Below are 18385 nucleotides of genomic sequence, written 5' to 3'. Positions count from 1 at the left end.
CTAAATGAAGAAGAGCATAAAAAGAACATTCAGAGTTTCAAAATACGTAATCTATAAAGAAACGCTTGTTGATTATAAAGAACATTTCTGGTCATTTTTAGGTGCGTTTTTTGGGATCGGGATTATTGCATTTATCCAGTCTTATTCACTGGCCGAAACTGAAAATATTTTCCTGATCGGTTCTTTCGGAGCGTCAAGTGTTCTTATTTACGGGGCCATCCAAAGTCCGTTGGCACAGCCCAGAAACCTTATTGGCGGGCATGTCCTGTCAGCACTGGTAGGAGTTACTGTATACCAGTTTGTTCCGCATACCATCTGGCTTTCGGCACCTCTGGCAGTGGCTTTCTCGATTGTGCTGATGCAATATACAAAGACACTGCACCCGCCTGGTGGTGCTACCGCCCTGATTGCCGTAAGCTCTACGGGAAAAATCCCTGAATTAGGGTATTGGTATGTAGTCTCCCCTGTTCTTTCAGGATGCATCATCCTTCTGCTTGTGGCTTTGTTCTTTAATAATATTACCCCCAACAGAAGCTACCCTACTCACAGCAGGTTTAAAAAACTGCTAAAAAAAAGACATACACATCACCTAAAATAAAGATCATGAATTGCCTGGAATGTGGCGAAAAAATCATCGGAAGGTCTGATAAAAAGTTCTGTAACGACGCCTGCCGGAACGCCTATAACAATAAGCAGAATAAGGATTCTAATAATCTGATGCGGAATGTGAACAACAAGCTCCGCAAAAATTACCGCATCCTTATGGAGATTAATACAGACGGTAAAACAAAAGTACCCAAATCCCGGCTGGATGGCTTAGGTTTTGATTTTGATTATTTTACCAATCTGAAAGTCTATAAAAACGGTTCTGAATACAAGTTTATTTATGATTACGGTTATAAACTGCTGGAAGATGACTTTGTACTGATTGTAAAAAATCAGGCATAAACCACACCTTAACAATATTATTATGAAAGAAGTTGTTCTGATTACCGGAGCCGGTGGTATGATTGCCAAAGAACTGGCCAAAAAGATAGGTAGAGACTATGAAATCAGGTTTCTGACCAGAAACAGGAAGCATGAAAACGAATATGAATGGGACATTAAAAAAGGAACTATAGATGAAATTGCCTTTGACAATGTTTCCCACATCATCCATCTGGCGGGAGCCAACATTTCAGAAAAGCGCTGGACACCGGAAAGAAAAAGAGAACTCATCTCCAGTCGCGTTGATTCTGCGGAACTGCTTCGGACCACTTTAAGAAAAAACAGGATTAAATTAAAATCTTTTATTTCTGCTTCAGGAATTAATTTCTATGGTACAAAAACTTCAGAAAAAATTTATGTGGAAACTGATCCTCCCGGTAATGATTTTTTAAGTGAAGTAGTTGTTTTATGGGAAAGGGCTGCAGATGATTTTAAAGAACAGGAACTGGCAGAAAGAGTTGTCAAAATACGGACAGCAGTAGTTCTCTCCGAAAAAGACGGAGCGCTAAAGAAAATGGTTCCTCCGGTTCAATATTATATCGGCTCTCCTTTGGGAAACGGCAAACAGTATATGCCCTGGATCCATATTGAGGATATTTGCTCTATTTATGGGTTTGCTTTGAAAAACCCTGCTATTGAAGGTGCTTACAATGCTGTTTCTCCACAGCATGCCACTAATAAAGAACTTACAAAAAAGATTGCGAAAGTACTTGGCAAGCCATTATGGATGCCCAATGTTCCCGGATTTGTTTTAAAACTGATATTTGGCGAACTGGCTGCCGCTATACTTGAAGGCTCCCGAGCTTCTTCACAGAAGATTATGGATGCGGGGTTTCACTTTAAGTTTCCTGATCTGGAAGAGGCTTTGAAAGATGTATTAAAGAAGTAACTGAATAACAATATTACATTCAAAATAAACCATTTAAACCTATTATTACAACATAGAAAATTACTTATGCAAAATCCTGATATTACCATCCTTACAACTGAAATTTTATCAGACAACTGGTACACATTAAATAAAGTAACTTTTTCTGTCCGCAAAAAGGATGGAACTACAGAAACTCAAAGCAGAGAAGCTTATGACCGCGGAAACGGGGCGGTGATCCTTCTTTATAACAAACCTTCAAACACGGTAATCCTTACAAAACAATTCCGGCTGCCTACTTATATCAACGGAAATCCCACAGGAATGCTTATTGAAGCCTGCGCCGGACTTCTGGATAATGATAATCCTGAAGATTGTATAAAACGGGAAACCGAAGAAGAAACCGGATATAAGATTTCCAAAGTAGAAAAAGTATTTGAAGCCTATATGTCACCGGGATCCGTGACGGAAATCCTCTACTTTTTTATCGCAGAATATTCGAATGAAATGAAAATAAATGATGGCGGCGGATTGGAAGAAGAAGGTGAAAATATACAGGTACTGGAACTTTCTTTTGAAAAAAGCCTGGAAATGATTGATAACGGAGAGATCAAAGATGCTAAAACAATCATGCTTCTTCAGCACTTACGGTTGAAAGGAATTATGTAAAATAATGATTGACAATTGATATTAAGGTTAGATTTAATCTTATTCGGAAAAGTTTATCTATGAAATCTTTGGGAATAAAAATCCTTAAAACTGCAGCTTTATTTTTAATCTTCCTTTTCAGTATCCTGATGCTGAAAGTGATTTCCCAATACACTTCTTTTGATAAAAATACCGGGTTTCTGGTCTTTAAACAACAGGTTGTCAACAATCCGTACTGGATGTTTTTTTCTATATCCATATTTTTTCCATAACACTTTGCCTTCTGGCCGGTCTTACTCAGTTTTCCGGCCGGCTTTTAGCGGAAAGCAGAAACCTTCATAAGAACGTTGGTAAAATATATGTCTATAATATTCTGATCATTAATGTTCCTGCCTGTTTCGTTCTGGGATTGTTTTCAAACGGAGGTCTTATCGGGATTACAGGATTTCTGATCCAGGATGTGCTTTGGGCATATTTTACCATTGCCGCTGTGATTTCGGTAAAAAAAGGAAATATAAGCAGGCATAAAATGTATATGATTTTAAGCTACGCAGTAACCACCACTGCAATTACTTTCAGAATCATAAAAAATCTGCTGTACAATGAAACCCGCCATGATTATGAGCTCTTTTATGGATTGAATGTCTGGGCTGCTCTTTTGATCAATCTCTTTATTGCTTATGTAATGCTCAGAAAAAAATCTCTGTTATCGGGAAAAATTAAGATTTGACAGAAAAATATAAATGCTGAAAGATGAAATCAGAAAGAATGAAACAATGAATATTAAAGTATTAAATACCATTTCGTATTTACTCTTCTTAGTCCATTTACCGAAAAAACGCATAATCAGGGAAGAAATGCCTGCAAAAACAGCGAGAATGCAAAGAAGGAAAACGTAATATATCATGGATGTTTTATTAATTTATGTAAATCTATTATTTTAAATCTGAAAAAGCAATCGTCTACAAGAGTTATCCTTTTGGCTTTTTTTGAATCTTAATGATTTGAAATTATCCGGCCTTAGTTTTTACATTCCCATATCATTTTCCTCTCCATAGATTTTCCATTGTCTGTATTTTTCAGGGTCTGCAAAAGCTGGGTCCTCTTTGTAGTAATACAGAAGTCTTTCCAGTGCGTAGAAATAGGTTGAATATTCCAAAGCTTTTTCATAATGGCTAACCGCCTTCTTTATGTTTTGTTTTACACCTAATCCGTGATCATACATAATTCCGTAATAAATATTTGAATAGGTGCTGTTGTAATCTTTTCTTATATACCGCTGAAGGTTGTCATAATCTTCTTTCTGATAGTATATTTCAGATATATTTTCATCATTGAACTGGAATTTCTTTTCTGCTTTTTTATAGTATTCCAATGCCAGATCATGATTTTTCTCCACATGTTCACCATAAAAATACAGATGCCCCAGATTCTCAAAAGCGAGACCATGACCTAATGCTGCAGCTTTCTCATAGCACTCTGCAGCCTTTATGATATCCTGAGGCAATCCGATACCGTTCTGATAGTGATAGCCAAGATTATTCCACGCATACCGCTGATCTTTCTCAGCAGCTTTTTCATAAAAATCAAGTCCCTTTTGAAGATCATAAAACTCCGGAATACTGTCATCCGTATAAATAAATCCAAGCTCTGTCATCATATCAGCATTACCGCGCTCTGCTCCAATGGTAAAAAGGCGTATTGCTTCTCTGATATTTCCATTATTCTGATGCTCTGCTGCCTGAGATTTGAGCGTATCATTATCAAAATAGATCTCATATCCGGAGCCAGTCTTTTCAGTCCATCTCTTATAAAAGTCAGTAAAGTATTTCTGATCTTTTCCACGCAGGTTGTACCGCTTTTCGTATAAAGCCCCCATATTAAAATCTGAAATCTGACGGATTGTTCTGTCTTCGTCCAGAAGACACATTTCATTTCCTTTGAAAAGGCAAAGCAGTTCTGCATCATAACCTATTCCCTCACAAATATAATCATAGACAGGGCTTTTAAAATCCGTTTTCTGATCATAGTAGTACATACCTTCTGGAGTGGCTATACGAAAGATTTCATAGCTGCAGATTTCAATTTTCAAATGGTTTTCAGATAAAGGTAAAAACCAACGGTCATTAGCTGCGTCATACAGTCCTGTTCCTGTTTGATCTGATAGTATAAAAACATCTTTCATCAAGTGATAAAACCCTCCCATCTGAATATTGACAATAGCCTCATTTACCAGTCTGAACAATTCATGCTCAGTATCGTAAAGATGCCATTTTTTATCTTTCCTGTAGGCAAAAGCAGTGTATCCATACTCCCTGAATACCATTATTTGATCAGCATCCTCATCCAGAAGGCTCCCATCTGGTTTTATAAGGCTTATTTTCTTCTGGAATTTATTCGGTTTTATCCGGTAATATCCATTTGCTATCTGTTCAACGGTATCTTCAGGATATTCTCCCAGGCAGATCCCTTCCAGGGTGTAATATGCTCTTTTAGATGTTCCCTGCTGTCTACGGTAGATAAGATCAGGGTATTCATAGCCGAAAGCTGTTTCTGAATGATCAGCAGCGATCTGTCTGTTCAGTATATCAATAACCCGATAACGTCCCTCTTTTTGAGCATTAAACAGTCCCTTGTACATCAGCAGTTCCAGGTCATCATATTCACAGGGAATAACAAGAGTATTCGCTTTTATATCAATCAGTCCGGATTTTCCGTCCATTTGTACAATTCCATATTCTTTTTCTTCTATTGAAAGAGTATCAAATGCTTCCTCATAAAGGCAATCCACCATTAGCCTGCCATCATTTCCAAGGTATCCGAATTTTCCGTTTTTCTGCGCTACAGCAGTTCCTTCATTACTAAAAGCGAAAATCTCTTCATAAACTGCCGGGACAATAACCTGTCCTTTTTTATCCTTCAATCCCCAAAACCCATTTTCTTCAAAGGTTTCGGAAGGATTTTTATACAATTCTTCATTCCAATACCCTAAGCCATATTCAATCCAATCTGTTTCCAGTAATGTTAAAAAGGAATCATAGCCGCGTCCTGCAAAAACTTCTCCTTCAAGCCATTTTAAATTCTGATCTTCTACTGCCTTTTCATAGAGCTTGTTTTTTCCTGAATTTCCAGCACCCAATCTTTTGCCTGGTTTTTATGGCTTTCTTCATTCATATTGAATACATCTGCTGCATCCATCACAAAAGTATCGTAAGGAAGCGCTTCCAGTAATTCAAACATCTTATTCACCGGCTCATACCATACTTTTTTATAGTGCAGCTGATAATGATCAGCCAACAGCTGGTAAAACATTCTGAGCCTTGAAATTCCTTCCTCTTTATGGAAATATAAAAGCTTCCCTTTTGATCTTGGATTGCCGGCAAACAGAGGGATCAGCAGCTCAGGAATTTCGTAATTCCATTCGCCTAAATAATTGGGATATTCGTTTTTCGTTTCTGAATCGATATTATAGGTGTAAATACGATGTGCCATTATTGATAAGATTACAATCAGTTTATCTAACCTCAGATTATTATTACTACTTTGTTTTATCATTGCATGTTACATTTTCTCTGTATCCATTGCTATGACGGGATTTAAGAGCAAATAATATGCAAAATAAAAAAACCAAATGAAAACTGTTCTACAAAATCTGTATAAAAATTGCAAATTCAATTGAGAAAATCTATTTAATTCTTTAGATTTTGAATTTAAAGCCTTAATTTTGCACTGAAATTCAGAAAATTCGGATTCTTTCAACAACGTATGTACATGAAAAAAATGATGATCGGGCTTACAATGGCCTTATCCATTACTATATGGGGACAAAAATCTCCTGCAAAAACAAATAATCTGACACCCTACAGCTATCAGACTTTCAATTGTGACAATAAAGGCTACTTTGATCCGGCTAAATATAAAAAGGAAGAAATAGACGGAGTGAACAAGCTTTTGTACCAGTTTAACGGCGTTGTTTTTGATACCCGTCCCGTTTTTAAGCTTTCCCAGCTTGAAGAAATCCGTCAGAACAGAGAAGCTTATTTAGAGGAGCTTGAAAAACAATATCAGGAAAAGAAAAAGGAGCTGTACAGCATACAGGTTATTGATCTTCCAAGATGGAAAAAACTTCAGGAAGAAACCATCCAGTCTTTTGAAAACGAATACCAGTTGAATAAGGAAGAAATTATTGCTTATTCTGATCCTTCAACCCTTAAAAACAGTAAATACTACGATACCTGCAAAGAACAGATTGATGCGATCTCTTCTCCTGACAGAGAAAAGATGTATGCTGCATGGAGAATGTATACTGAGCTTAAAAGTAAAAATAATGCGGACCCTAAAGGCGTAATGGCTAGATTTGATGCTAAAATGAATGATCCTCAAAGAGAAGATTACGCTTTGATCGATATGATAGGGCTGGGTTTTCACAACTGTGCCAACAGCAGTTTCAGACAGAAACGTGATGATGAAGGAACTTCCTACAAAGATTTTGACAAAATCTTTACAAAACTGAAAAGAACCTGTGATGAACCATAAGAATTAAGATTTAATATTATACTAAGACAGCACTTATACCGGGTGCTGTTTTCTGTTGTAAAATTGTTTCCGGTTGAGACTCAAATAAATTAATAATGAATAAGTTATGGTTTATCAGATTTAAATCCGTAATTTTGCACCCCGAAAATAAGGATTAGAGATATGAAAAAAATTGGTGAGCACAGAACGCTTCTTGGAGTAGATAAAAATGTTACTTTAAAAGAATTGAAGACCATTTACAGAAATGTGATGAAAGACACCCATCCTGATAAATTCATTAATGATGAAGCAGGAAAGCAGGAAGCGGAAGAAAAGAGCAAGTCTGTTATTGAAGCTTATCATTTTTTGGTAAGTATCAATCCGGAAACTCAGGAAAAATATAAAGAAGAATATACGGAAACAATTACAAAATCCAATATCCAGGATTTCTATCTTGAAAAATCGATTTTAACAGTACAACATCTGAACGGCAATATCTACGAATATATGGGTGTTCCCAAAAATACCTATATCAAAATGATCAATGCTGATTCCCAAGCCGTTTTGCAAGAAGACACATCTACGGAAACTTTGTTTACAGAAAGTCCGGAGAGGTTATGGCAGATTAGTTTTTGTATTATAATATAGAAGAGCTTTCAGCATATGCTGAAAGCTTTTTTTATGTTTTGGCTAAAGCCAAATAATGAATGTTATAGAATTAAGCGGGCTAAAGCCCGCTCCTATTGAATATCTTAAAAGTTAATCGCTCACGTTTGTCATTGACTCCGTCGAGTCTTCGATTTCTAACGAAGAAAGAATCTCATTGGTAATCAAGCCAAAGAGAAATGAGCTGAAACCCATTTAGAATAGCAAATATCATTCAATGGCTTTAGCCAGAATCTATGACATACACATTCATTAGCCAACAAAAAAGCCGTATCAAAATGATACAGCTTTTCGGTTAATTAAAGGCTTAATTTATTTATCCAAATGCTTCGGAGTAAATCCGTCCTCATTCAGTTCTCTGTGTACGTAATCAGCTTTCATTTCAGCTTCGTAGTCTACTTTCTTATGTTGTCCCAGTCTTCTTAAAAGAGAGTCAAATAATGAATATACTACCGGTACAATGATCAATGTAAGGAATAGAGATGATGTCAGACCACCGATTACTACCCATGCAAGACCTTTGTTCATCTCTGCTCCGGCACCTGTTGCCAATGCGATCGGTAACATACCGAAGATCATCGCAATGGTGGTCATCAGGATCGGACGAAGACGTGCGTGATTAGCCTGTACCAGAGCATCGTGGGTATTGGCTCCTGCTGCTTTTCTCGCATTCGTAAAGTCAACGATAAGGATTGCGTTCTTCGCTACCAGACCAATCAACATGATCATCCCTAACATCGTAAAGATGTTCAGTGAATTGGCAGTTAAAGCCAGAATTACCATTACTCCGATCATCGCTAACGGGATTGAGAACAATACCACAAAAGGATACACGAAACTGTCATACAGTGAAACCATTACCAGGTATACCAATACGATAGCTGCCAATAGAGCAATTCCTAACGTACCGAAACCTTCCTGCTGGTTTTCCATATCACCACTCCAGATATAATCTACTCCTACAGGTTTTTTATCGCTCTTCATGAACTTATCTGCCCATTCATTAGCTACGTCCCCTACCGGTCTACCTACCGCTTTTGCTCTTACTTTTACAGAAGGAGATTTATCTCTACGCTCAAGTAAGCTTGGCCCTGAACCCATTTTCACATCTGCAAACTGGCTCAGACGAACCTGCTGCCCCTGAGCATTGGTAAACATAAGGTTTTTAACATCATCAATGGACTGTCTGTTGACATCTCCGAAACGGATATTGATATCATATTCATATTCTCCTGCTCTGAATTTACCATCTGTATTTCCGTTGAACGCCGTCTGCATCGTCTGTCCTACACTTGAAAGATTCAAGCCTAAAGAAGCCATTTTATCTCTGTCGATACTTACCTGAACTTCAGGGCTTCCTGTATCTGTTGATAGCTCAGCATCCACAGCTCCCGGTACTTTTTCAATAGCTCAAGGATTCTGGTTGCTTCTTTTACTGCGGTTGCGTTATCCGGTCCTGTTACAACCATTTCAATCGGAGCATTTTCAGCACCCATGATACCGATCGGAGCCGTTTTAAACTCAACACCAGTAAATTTCTCTTCCAGCTGTCTTTTTATTTTTGCCGCTTTGATGTTGGTACTTTCAGAACGTTCGGACTTATCTGTCAGGTTTACCTGAACTTCAGACTGGTAAGTAGTTGCCTGAGCTCCACCAAAACCTGTAGACTGTTGTCCAACTGTTGTAATAAGGTCTACAACATCTTTATCGTTTCTTAAGAATTTCTCAACTTCTAATGTTAACTGGTTGGTTTTTTCAACAGTTGCATCTTTGGATAATTCCATTTGTACAAGGAACTGACCACGGTCGATCGGCGGGAAGAACTCACCTCCGATGAATCCGAATGCTACCAGCATAAATGAACTGATTAAAACAATGAATGTAATGACTACTGTTGAGATTCTTCTTAATGTTGTTTTCAGACACCATTCAAGAATACCGGTAATCCAGTGTGTGAACTTGTCAATTAATCCTTCAAACCAAAGGATGAATTTCTCAAACCAGTTTTTACCTGTTAAATGTTCCAGTTTACCGAACCTTGATGATAACCAAGGAATGATGGTAAATGAAGCCAGCAATGATAATAGGGTTGCAATAACTACCGTGACGCAGAACTGAGCAAGGATGTTGGCCACAAGACCTGAACTCATTGCGATCGGTAAGAATACCACCACAATTACCAATGTAATCGCAGCAACGGTAAATCCGATCTCTGATGCTCCGTCATACGCCGCTCTGATCTTGCTTTTACCCATCTCCATGTGACGGTAAATGTTTTCCAGTACTACGATCGCGTCATCTACCAGGATACCTACCACGAGCGACAGCCCCAGTAAGCTCATCAGGTTCAAAGTATATCCCATTAGATTCATACCGATGAACGCTGCCACCAATGAAGCCGGGATAGAAACCATTACGATAAATGCGTTTCTGATACTGTGAAGGAATAATAGCATCACAATTGCCACGAGAATAATCGCTAAGAATAAGTCGAAAATAACGTGGTTGGCTGACTCAAGGGTAAAGTCTGTAGTATCATTTACCACTTTTACTTTTACGCCCTGAACTTTGTATGCTTCTTCTACTGTTTTAATTGTTTTCTGAACACTTTCAGATACCGATACCGCATTCGCATCAGATTGTTTTTTAACCTGCATCAAAATGGTAGGAAACTGATTGAATCTCGCTACTTTCTCCACATCTTTCTGAGAGTCAAAAACTGTTGCGATATCGGATAAACGTACCTGGGCTCCGTTTTTATTGGAAACCACAAGGTTATTCATCTCTTCAGTGGATTTATATTTTCCTGAAAGTCTGATCGTAGATTTTGTAGTTCTTGTTTTCAAGCTCCCTGTAGGGAAATCAAGGTTTGATGAAAGGATAGCCTGTTGTACATCTCCTATTGAAAGTCCGTACCCCTGTAATTTTTTCTCATCAAGGTTCACCTGAATTTCTCTTTCCTGCCCACCCACAAGATCAACCTGAGCCACACCGTTTACACGGGAGAAAATAGGTTCAATCTTTTTATCCAGTAAGTCATAAAGATCTTTACTGTTCAGTTTATCAGATGAAATACTCATCGTGATGATCGGTAAGTCATCTAACGAGAATTTATTCAGAGAAGGAGCCTTTACATCTTCCGGAAGGTCTGCAAGGATTGCATTTACCTTTCTCTGGGCATCATTCAAAGCGTAGTCTACATCGGCTCCATCGTTCAGCTGAACCATGATAACGGATAAACTTTCGTATGAAGAAGATTCTACCTTTTTAACGTTTTCCAGGGAACCTACGGCATCTTCAATCTTCCGGGTCACGGATGTCTCCACCTCTGCAGGCGAAGCTCCCGGATACACGGTAGATATGGTTACCATATTGGTTTCAAACTTCGGAATCAATTCGTATCCCATGAGCGTATAACTCAGGATACCTCCCAACGTCAGAATTGTAAATAATACAATTACCAGCGAGGGTCTTTTAATCGATATTTCTGCTAACTTCATAAACGTTCTACTTTATAATGTTTACTTTAGATCCGTTGTCCAGATTGATCTGTCCGCTGGTTACCACCTGCTCTCCGCCATTCAATCCGCTTAAAATCTGAACTTTATCCCCGTAAACTTTTCCGATGGTTACTTTGATCAATTTTGCAACGCCATTCTGAACAACGAATAATTGTCCTGAGCTTACTCCGTTTACAAACGCTTCTGCTGGCACGGTCAGCATATTCTGGGTTTCCGCACCGTTGTTGGTACTGAATTTAGCAGTTGCATACATACCGGCTTTAAGGTTTCCTTTGTTCTGAACTTCAATTTCAACAGGGAAATTCAAAGAAGCATCACTCTTAGGAGCGATAAATGTAATTCTTCCTACGAAAGAATCTTCCGGTAAAACGTTTACTTTAATCGGAACTTCCTGACCTAACTGGATTTTTCCGATCTGGCTTTCATCTACTAAGACAGAAAGCTTTAAGCTGTTGATATTAACAATTTCAAACATTGCTGTCCCGGGTGAAACAACAGTTCCCGGCTCAACCATTTTCTTGTTGATCGTACCGCTGATTCCTGCACGGATGCTTGTATCGTTTACTTTTACACCCTGTGCTTTTAATGCTGCCTGAGCATTCTTAAGCTGCAGCCTTGAATTATCAAGCTGTTGTTTTGTAACTCCACCTGTTTTGTATGCGTTTTCATAGCGCTGGTTATCAATAATAGCATTCTGCAGATTATTCTGAGCCTGGGTAACATCTACTTCGATAGCATCTCTTTTGATGGTTGCCAGAACCTGACCTGCACTTACTCTTGAACCTTCTTTTACCAAAACGTTTACGATACGTCCTGAGATCTCGGAAGACTGGCTCATTTCCTGCTTAGGAATAAAAGTTCCGTTGGCTGAGTAGTCTGTATCAATATTTTCTCTTGTAACGGTTACGATATTGACGTTGATTTTATCTACCTGCTTGGCAACTTCTTTTACTTCCTGAGTCTGCTTTTCTTTGTTACCTGCAATCTTGTAAGCGGCCAAACCTACCAGTACAGCTGCTACGATGATATATATTAAAGTTTTTTTCATTGTTTATTATGGGTTTTGTAATGTGTTTAACTCTCCTTTTGCTTTAATTACTTTTATTTCAGCCTGCTTGTAGTCCAGCAATGCATTCGCATAATTCTGTTTAGCCTGTGTCAGAGCATTTTCAGTATCCAATACTTCTGTAAGTGTTGCCAGACCGTACTGATAGTTAGACTGAGTATTTTTCTGTACTTTTTCTGCCAGGTCCACATTATCTTTCATGCTTTGAATATTGATTATTGCGTTCTCCATATTGGAAACTGCATTTTTATAATCTAAACTCAAGTTCAGTTTTTTATTCTGTATATCCTGATCTAAATCCTGAATATCGATTTCCGCCTGTTGGATCTGAGCTTTGGTAGCCCCTCCCATAAAAATCGGAATTTTAATCGCTAAGCCAATGGAAGCATAGTCTCCCCAGTTCGTTCCCTGGCTTGATCCTGTAGCATAAGGGAATTTATTCCCCAGCCCCTGCCAGCCATAGTTAGCTGAAAGTCCTACCGTAGGATAAAGATTGGCAATAGTTGCTTTTTTGCTATATTCCAGAAGTTCTCTTTGCTTATTCAAAACTTTTAATTCAGAACGGGTCTCCAGATTCACATTGCTGTCCAACAGCTGTGGATTCGGTACAATTGTTTTCTCTTCAAGTTCAATAGGCGTATCAATAGGAATTCCCATATAGAACTTCAGTGAGTTTTTGAAACTTCAACAGCGTTAATTAACTGTTGCTTGTTTGAACCGATATTGGTAAGCTGAACATTGGTACGATCCAGGTCAATTGGCTTAGCAAGGCCATTATCTACCAAACTTTTGATGACGTTTCTTACCCTTTCCGTATTGGCATAGCTCTCTTCCACCGTTTTAAGATTCTCTTCCTGTACGAACACCTGATAATATGCTGTGGCAACATTCTCAATAATCTGCTCGTTGGTTAAATCCGAATTTAAAAGATAGAATTCTCTTGTAGATTTCGCTGCTTTAAGACCAATAAAAACTCTCTGATCAAAAACGTTCTGGTTAAGAGTTACTACGTTTACAGATTGCCATTTTGTTCCAAAAGCAACAGGAATCAGCTCACCAGGTTTACCTAAAACCTCACCGGGAAGAACAGATTTTTGCAAAATAGGATTGTACGTATTGCTTATTGTTGCACTGATCTGAGGGAGAGCTCCGGCTCTGGCCTCATCAATCTTGTATTCGGCTTTTTTACCTGTAAAGCAGCTTTCTTAGCTTCTGCCTTATTCTGGAGTGCCTGTTTGATTGCTTCCTGCAGGGAAACCTGCTGCTGGGCAGACACCAATGAAAAGCCGAAAATCATAAATGCTGAAGCTATCCCAATTTTTAGCTTTGTAGCAGTTATACGTTTTCTATTCATAATTTTATACTTCGTTTATTTTTTATTTATTCATTCATTATTTATTTCTATTTGACGAATCATCATCAGAAATACTTTAGTTTTTTTAATTTTTAAATAACATGTTGATAATAATCTCTTTTCGTTCAGAAATAATCCTGTCATATTCTTCATCGTTAATTAAAAGATTTTCCATCAATAATGGCCGTATGGCACTTGGAAATACCAACAGTGAAACCATATTCAGGATAAACTGAACCGGTGCCATTTTTTCTATATTACCCAACTCCATTTCTTTTTCGATATCACGATACATTTCATTCAGAATATCTTCTTCAATTTCCCTGTGATGGCCGGTCCCTTTATTAATCTGTGACACAATATAGGTTTCCAGATAGGGATACTGAAGACTTGTAGAAAGACTGCTCTCTATGAATTTGCTGATCTTTTCTTTGAAGGGCAGATCAGAATCCTGAATGATCTTCGACTTTTCCTGTTCTACTCTTTGTGCTTCGTCAAAGATGATCTGAATAAGCTTATCCCGTGATCGGAAATAATAATTAATAAGAGTCCTGTTTACTCCTGCTTCATCGGCGATCTCCTGCGTAGTAGCATCAAATTTTCCTTTCACAAAGAACAAATTCTTCGCTGTCTCTTTGATTAATTCCTGTGTTTGGTCTTTTTTTGCTTGATTTGACATTTTTGTTAAACAAATTTGTGCAAATTTATATTAAAATTTATTTTTGACAAAATTGTTAAACAAAAAAGTTATGACATCCGTCATATTTCTATGGTAAAGTTTGCGATTACTTATTATTTAATAAGAAGTCTATTTTTATATCTTTGCCGCAAAAATTAATAACCAATGAAGAAAATTCTTTCGCTGTTCTCAATTTTGAGCATAGCACTTCTATTTTCACAGAAGAAGATTTCTAAAAACAATTTCTATCACTTTTATGAAAACAGAGGGCAAATTATAGATCAGAATGGCAAAGAAAATAACGATGTGAAATATCTTTTTCACTCTAATGGTCTGAATGTACAGCTGCGTTCTAATGGTTTTTCTTATGATATATATGAAACTAAGAAAACCTTAAATCCTGATTTTTCAAAAAAAACAAAAAATACAGTTCCAACGCCAACGCCATCTGATATAGATCAGTACATTTATGAAAAATTAATTCACAGAATAGACATTGAGCTTATCAATTCAAATAAAAAAGTTACTATTTTACCTGAAGGGAAATCACCTGATTACGAAAATTATTATAATCTGCCGGAAAACTCAAAAGGTATTACGAATGTTCACCGATATCAAAAAATCAGCTATAAGAATATATATCCTCATATTGATTTGGTATTCTTCAAACCCAATGATACATTAAAACCCATTGAATATAACTTCATCATCAATCCTGGTGGAAAAATTTCAGATATTAAAATGAAATTTAACGGTGCCCCTACTTTGATAAAAGATGGAAAACTAGCTATGAATGTCCGTTTTGGGAAATGCACGAAAATATTCCTAACAGCTGGATTTTGGGAAATACAAAAACAAGCATTGATGTTTCTTTTAAAGATCTTGGTGATCAGACTTTCGGGTTTAACACCCCATTAAATACTTCTGATAAAATAATGGTTATAGATCCTGTACCCACAAGAATATGGGGAAGCTATGCGGGAGGATTTGGTGATGATTATGGCAGGATCAAAACAGATATTGAGAGTACCGGTTATTTGTTTGGAACCACAAATAGTACGACAAACTTTGCTACTAGCGGAACTTATCAGCAAAATGTTGCCGGCGGACTTGATGCATTTCTGATGAAACTCACAAAAAATGGGCAAAAACTTTGGGGAACTTATTATGGCTTTGGAATGACAGATGTTTTTGGCGATGTAGATTTTGATGAAAGCTTTAACATTTATGCTGGAGGAAGAGTTCAGAGAGGGCCATATAATGAAAATATTATTTTAGTAAAATTTAATAGTAATGGCGGCCTTGCTTTTCAAAAAGAGTTCGTTTCTACCAGACAAAGTGAGCTTTATTCGGTTTCGTATAATCAAAACCACGTCTATATTGGAGGACATTCTTTTAGCACTGATTTCCCTACTGTTAATGCAATGCAGCCCACAAAGTCTACTCCTATCGGATACACAGATGGAATTTTAGCATCTTTAAATTCAACAAACGGTAGTGTTGACTGGGCAACTTATTTGGGGAGCAGCGATGGTTCCACTTCAGTTTTTCAGATTTTCTCTTCGAATAACAATCTTGAAATCATTGGTGCTACGCAATCTTCAACAATTCCTATGGTTAATGCTTTTCAACCTGTAAAAGGCGGTGAATCAGACGGACTTTATATACAGTTTTCAAAATCAGGGAATACCATCCTGCGTTCAAGCTATTATGGCAATGCAGGATCAGAACTTATATGGAAAGCAAGGATTGTAAATAATACTCTAATTTTGCCAGGGAAATATTCTACGTCCGCTTTTCCTTTGGGACAACCAGGAATCTGGAGGGTAAACCTGGCCAACAATACTATTACAAAAAATTATTTCAATTTCACAGGTGAACCCCAGCTATTAGCATATCCCGACGTTTCCGGAAACGTTTTCTTTACCGGACTGCATTCAAGCGGGCAACCTGACATATCAACCCCGGAGCCTATATGGGAATGCCTGCAATGTATATTTCTTCATTCCTAATTAAATATAACCAGAATGATGTAAAAGAATGGGGAACTTATTATACAGGAAATGGAGCCACACAACAAAGTGAAGTTACAAAAGATAATGACGGCGCTATTTACCTTGCCGGAATGTCAGGCGGAAATACCTCCGGCATTGCTACACCAGGAACTTTTCAACAATCACCAGGAGGCGGAAACGACATTTTTATCGCTAAATTTCAGGACTGCACTTCAACTGCTGTTGTGACATCTAATTCTCCCGTATGTCCTAACGGTATGCTTCAGCTGAACGCGACAGGAGGAACAGTATACAACTGGACAGGGCCTAATGGTTTTACTTCCAATCAGCAAAACCCAGCAATACCCAATGCAACAGCAGCCAATGCCGGTGCATATACATGTCAGGTCTCAGGATCCGGAGCCTGTGATGGAACTTTCACAGTAAACGTTGTTGTGGGTGACAATATCGCTCCTATTCCCAATATTGCCACTCTGGCAGATATTACAGGAGACTGCCATACAACAATTACGAGTTTTCCTACTGCTGCAGATAACTGTGCAGGAACTGTTACAGCAACAACAACAGATCCTTTATCCTATTCCATCCCAGGAAACTATATCATCCATTGGACCTATAACGATGGAAACGGAAATACTGCGACTCAAAATCAGAATATAATTATAGTCTCTCCTGCTGTTCCAACCACCACAAACACCCAACAAACCTTCTGTGCCACCAATAATCCAAAGATCTCTGACATTCAGATTACAGGTCAGAATATAAAATGGTATGATGCCACAGGCAATGTTTTATCAACTGCAGCTGCTCTTATCAATGGACAGACCTATTATGCATCTCAGACCATTAACGGCTGTGAAAGTAATAAAACAGCTATCCTGGCAACAGTAAATACAACTCCTAAACCAACAGCCAATATAAATCAGGATTTCTGCGCTTCTGCCGATCCTGCTTTAGAAAAACTTGTTGTAACAGGAACATCTCTGAAATTCTACAATGCTGCAGGAAATATAATCCCAATAACAACTCCTCTTGTAAACGGGCAAACATATTTTGTAACCCAGACCTTAAACAACTGTGAATCTGAAAAACTGGCCATTACAGTAACACTTTCTACAGATAATGTTCCGGCAAAAGATATTACGCTAGTGCAGTGTAATACAACCACATCGAATTCTATGGTTGTTAATCTTCATTCTTATGAAGCCAGTATTATCAATAATCCGGGTAATTACATTTTCACTTATACTGACACCGCAGGAAATGCTATATCCAATCCTTCAGCTTATGTTTTAAATACAGGAACAACACTTATTCACGTAAGAGTTGCAACACCGGACGGATGCTTTAAAGTGGTAAGATTAAACCTTACATTAAATCCCAAACCTATTGTTCAGTTACCTGATACACTTGATTTCTGCGAAGGAAAATCAGTTGTACTGGATGCCGGACCAGGATTTAAATCTTACGAATGGAATACCGGAGCAACTACTCAGACAATTACGGTAACGACTCCCGGAACTTATACTGTGAAAGTGACCAATATATTCGGATGTGAAAATACAGGTTCCACTCAGGTGAGCTATTCTGTCTTAGCCCATATTGTTTCTGTAAATATCACGAATAATAAAGCGACCGTTATTCTTTCTCAGAGCGGAAATTATGAGTTTTCTTTAAACAATTTTACATGGCAGGATTCCAATATCTTCACCAATCTGAATATAGGAGAATATACTGTTTATGTAAGAACAAAATCCGGATGTATCATTGGACAAAAGAGCTTCTCAATCTTTAATATTCCCAATGCGATTAGTCCCAATGGTGATGGAATCAATGATACATGGAGAATTGCAGGACTGGAAAACTATCCGGGAACCGAAGTCAGTTTATATGATCGAAGAGGAGTTACTATTTATAGAGAAATCATTAAAAACAGACCTTTCCAATGGGACGGGAAATATGAATCACACCCGGTCTCTACAGGAAATTACTGGTACACCATAAAAGTTTCTGACGGAAGAATCTATAACGGATGGCTTCTGATCAAGAACCGGTGATAAAATAAA

General features: G+C 37.8%; 16 protein-coding genes and 2 pseudogenes. 10 read left to right on the top strand and 8 right to left on the bottom strand.

What is annotated here, in order from left to right; genetic code table 11:
- Positions 1-4 precede the first annotated feature (4 nt).
- The 5 genes from OWR28_RS10410 (at position 5) to OWR28_RS10390 (ending at position 3233) form a co-directional block, all read left to right on the top strand.
- On the top strand, positions 5-598 hold the full coding sequence (locus OWR28_RS10410; RefSeq protein WP_332386565.1) for an HPP family protein: 594 nt from the start codon (positions 5-7) through the stop codon (positions 596-598).
- A 5-nt stretch (positions 599-603) separates the two neighbouring features.
- Positions 604-948 carry a hypothetical protein gene (locus OWR28_RS10405; protein WP_002979039.1) on the top strand — a complete coding sequence of 115 codons (345 nt, stop codon included), beginning with the start codon at positions 604-606 and terminating at the stop codon, positions 946-948.
- Between the two features lie 22 nt (positions 949-970).
- On the top strand, positions 971-1876 hold the full coding sequence (locus OWR28_RS10400) for a TIGR01777 family oxidoreductase (RefSeq protein WP_332386564.1): 906 nt from the start codon (positions 971-973) through the stop codon (positions 1874-1876).
- Positions 1877-1942: 66 nt separating this feature from the next.
- Positions 1943-2524 carry a GDP-mannose pyrophosphatase NudK gene (gene nudK, locus OWR28_RS10395; RefSeq protein ID WP_332386563.1) on the top strand — a complete coding sequence of 194 codons (582 nt, stop codon included), beginning with the start codon at positions 1943-1945 and terminating at the stop codon, positions 2522-2524.
- A gap of 214 nt (positions 2525-2738) precedes the next feature.
- Complete coding sequence (locus OWR28_RS10390) at positions 2739-3233, top strand: DUF2306 domain-containing protein (RefSeq protein WP_332387442.1); 495 nt, start codon at positions 2739-2741, stop codon at positions 3231-3233.
- A 297-nt stretch (positions 3234-3530) separates the two neighbouring features.
- Here the strand turns inward: OWR28_RS10390 and OWR28_RS10385 are convergent, their stop codons facing one another.
- Together OWR28_RS10385 and OWR28_RS10380 are read right to left on the bottom strand one after the other, a co-directional pair.
- Complete coding sequence (locus OWR28_RS10385; protein ID WP_332386562.1) at positions 3531-5642, bottom strand: SEL1-like repeat protein; 2112 nt, start codon at positions 5640-5642, stop codon at positions 3531-3533.
- Positions 5594-6058, bottom strand: coding sequence for a hypothetical protein (locus OWR28_RS10380; protein ID WP_332386561.1), 465 nt, complete (start codon positions 6056-6058; stop codon positions 5594-5596). The genes OWR28_RS10385 and OWR28_RS10380 overlap by 49 nt, the downstream gene beginning before the upstream one ends.
- A 225-nt stretch (positions 6059-6283) precedes the next feature.
- Between OWR28_RS10380 and OWR28_RS10375 the strand changes: the two genes are divergently transcribed.
- Both OWR28_RS10375 and OWR28_RS10370 read left to right on the top strand, forming a co-directional pair.
- Positions 6284-7039, top strand: coding sequence for a hypothetical protein (locus OWR28_RS10375; RefSeq protein WP_332386560.1), 756 nt, complete (start codon positions 6284-6286; stop codon positions 7037-7039).
- A 162-nt stretch (positions 7040-7201) separates the two neighbouring features.
- A pseudogene (locus OWR28_RS10370) lies at positions 7202-7647 on the top strand (KTSC domain-containing protein).
- Between the two features lie 349 nt (positions 7648-7996).
- On the opposite strand, the pseudogene OWR28_RS10365 reads toward OWR28_RS10370, so the two are convergent.
- From OWR28_RS10365 to OWR28_RS10340, 6 genes and pseudogenes are all read right to left on the bottom strand, one after another.
- Positions 7997-11184, bottom strand: a pseudogene (locus OWR28_RS10365) (efflux RND transporter permease subunit).
- Positions 11185-11191: 7 nt separating this feature from the next.
- A complete protein-coding gene (locus tag OWR28_RS10360) occupies positions 11192-12253 on the bottom strand; it encodes an efflux RND transporter periplasmic adaptor subunit (protein WP_332386559.1) in 1062 nt (353 codons plus the stop codon).
- Between the two features lie 6 nt (positions 12254-12259).
- The gene (locus OWR28_RS10355; RefSeq protein WP_332386558.1) at positions 12260-12928 is read right to left on the bottom strand and encodes a TolC family protein; all 669 of its coding nucleotides are present in this window, start codon (positions 12926-12928) and stop codon (positions 12260-12262) included.
- 8 nt (positions 12929-12936) lie between these two features.
- The gene (locus tag OWR28_RS10350; RefSeq protein WP_332387441.1) at positions 12937-13395 is read right to left on the bottom strand and encodes a TolC family protein; all 459 of its coding nucleotides are present in this window, start codon (positions 13393-13395) and stop codon (positions 12937-12939) included.
- Positions 13392-13625, bottom strand: a complete 234-nt coding sequence (locus tag OWR28_RS10345) for a hypothetical protein (RefSeq protein ID WP_332386557.1) — start codon at positions 13623-13625, stop codon at positions 13392-13394. Before OWR28_RS10345 ends, OWR28_RS10350 begins: the two co-directional genes overlap by 4 nt.
- A gap of 85 nt (positions 13626-13710) precedes the next feature.
- Positions 13711-14304, bottom strand: coding sequence for a TetR/AcrR family transcriptional regulator (locus OWR28_RS10340; RefSeq protein WP_332386556.1), 594 nt, complete (start codon positions 14302-14304; stop codon positions 13711-13713).
- A 165-nt stretch (positions 14305-14469) separates the two neighbouring features.
- On the opposite strand from OWR28_RS10340, the gene OWR28_RS10335 reads away from it, so the two are divergent.
- From OWR28_RS10335 to OWR28_RS10325, 3 genes are read left to right on the top strand one after another with little or no spacing between them, the layout of a single operon-like run.
- Entirely contained in the window at positions 14470-15222 is a 753-nt protein-coding gene (locus OWR28_RS10335) for a DUF7948 domain-containing protein (protein ID WP_332386555.1), read from the top strand.
- Positions 15144-16316 (top strand): hypothetical protein, encoded by a 1173-nt coding sequence (locus OWR28_RS10330; protein WP_332386554.1) that lies wholly within the window; start codon positions 15144-15146, stop codon positions 16314-16316. Before OWR28_RS10335 ends, OWR28_RS10330 begins: the two co-directional genes overlap by 79 nt.
- Complete coding sequence (locus OWR28_RS10325) at positions 16286-18376, top strand: T9SS type B sorting domain-containing protein (protein WP_332386553.1); 2091 nt, start codon at positions 16286-16288, stop codon at positions 18374-18376. Before OWR28_RS10330 ends, OWR28_RS10325 begins: the two co-directional genes overlap by 31 nt.
- The last annotated feature ends 9 nt before the right edge of the window (positions 18377-18385 follow it).

It is taken from the genome of Chryseobacterium sp. 1B4, from assembly GCF_036631475.1.
Lineage (GTDB): Bacteria > Bacteroidota > Bacteroidia > Flavobacteriales > Weeksellaceae > Chryseobacterium.
The sequence above is the reverse complement of the archived record's forward strand: the minus strand, read 5'-3'. Positions and strand labels throughout refer to the sequence as shown.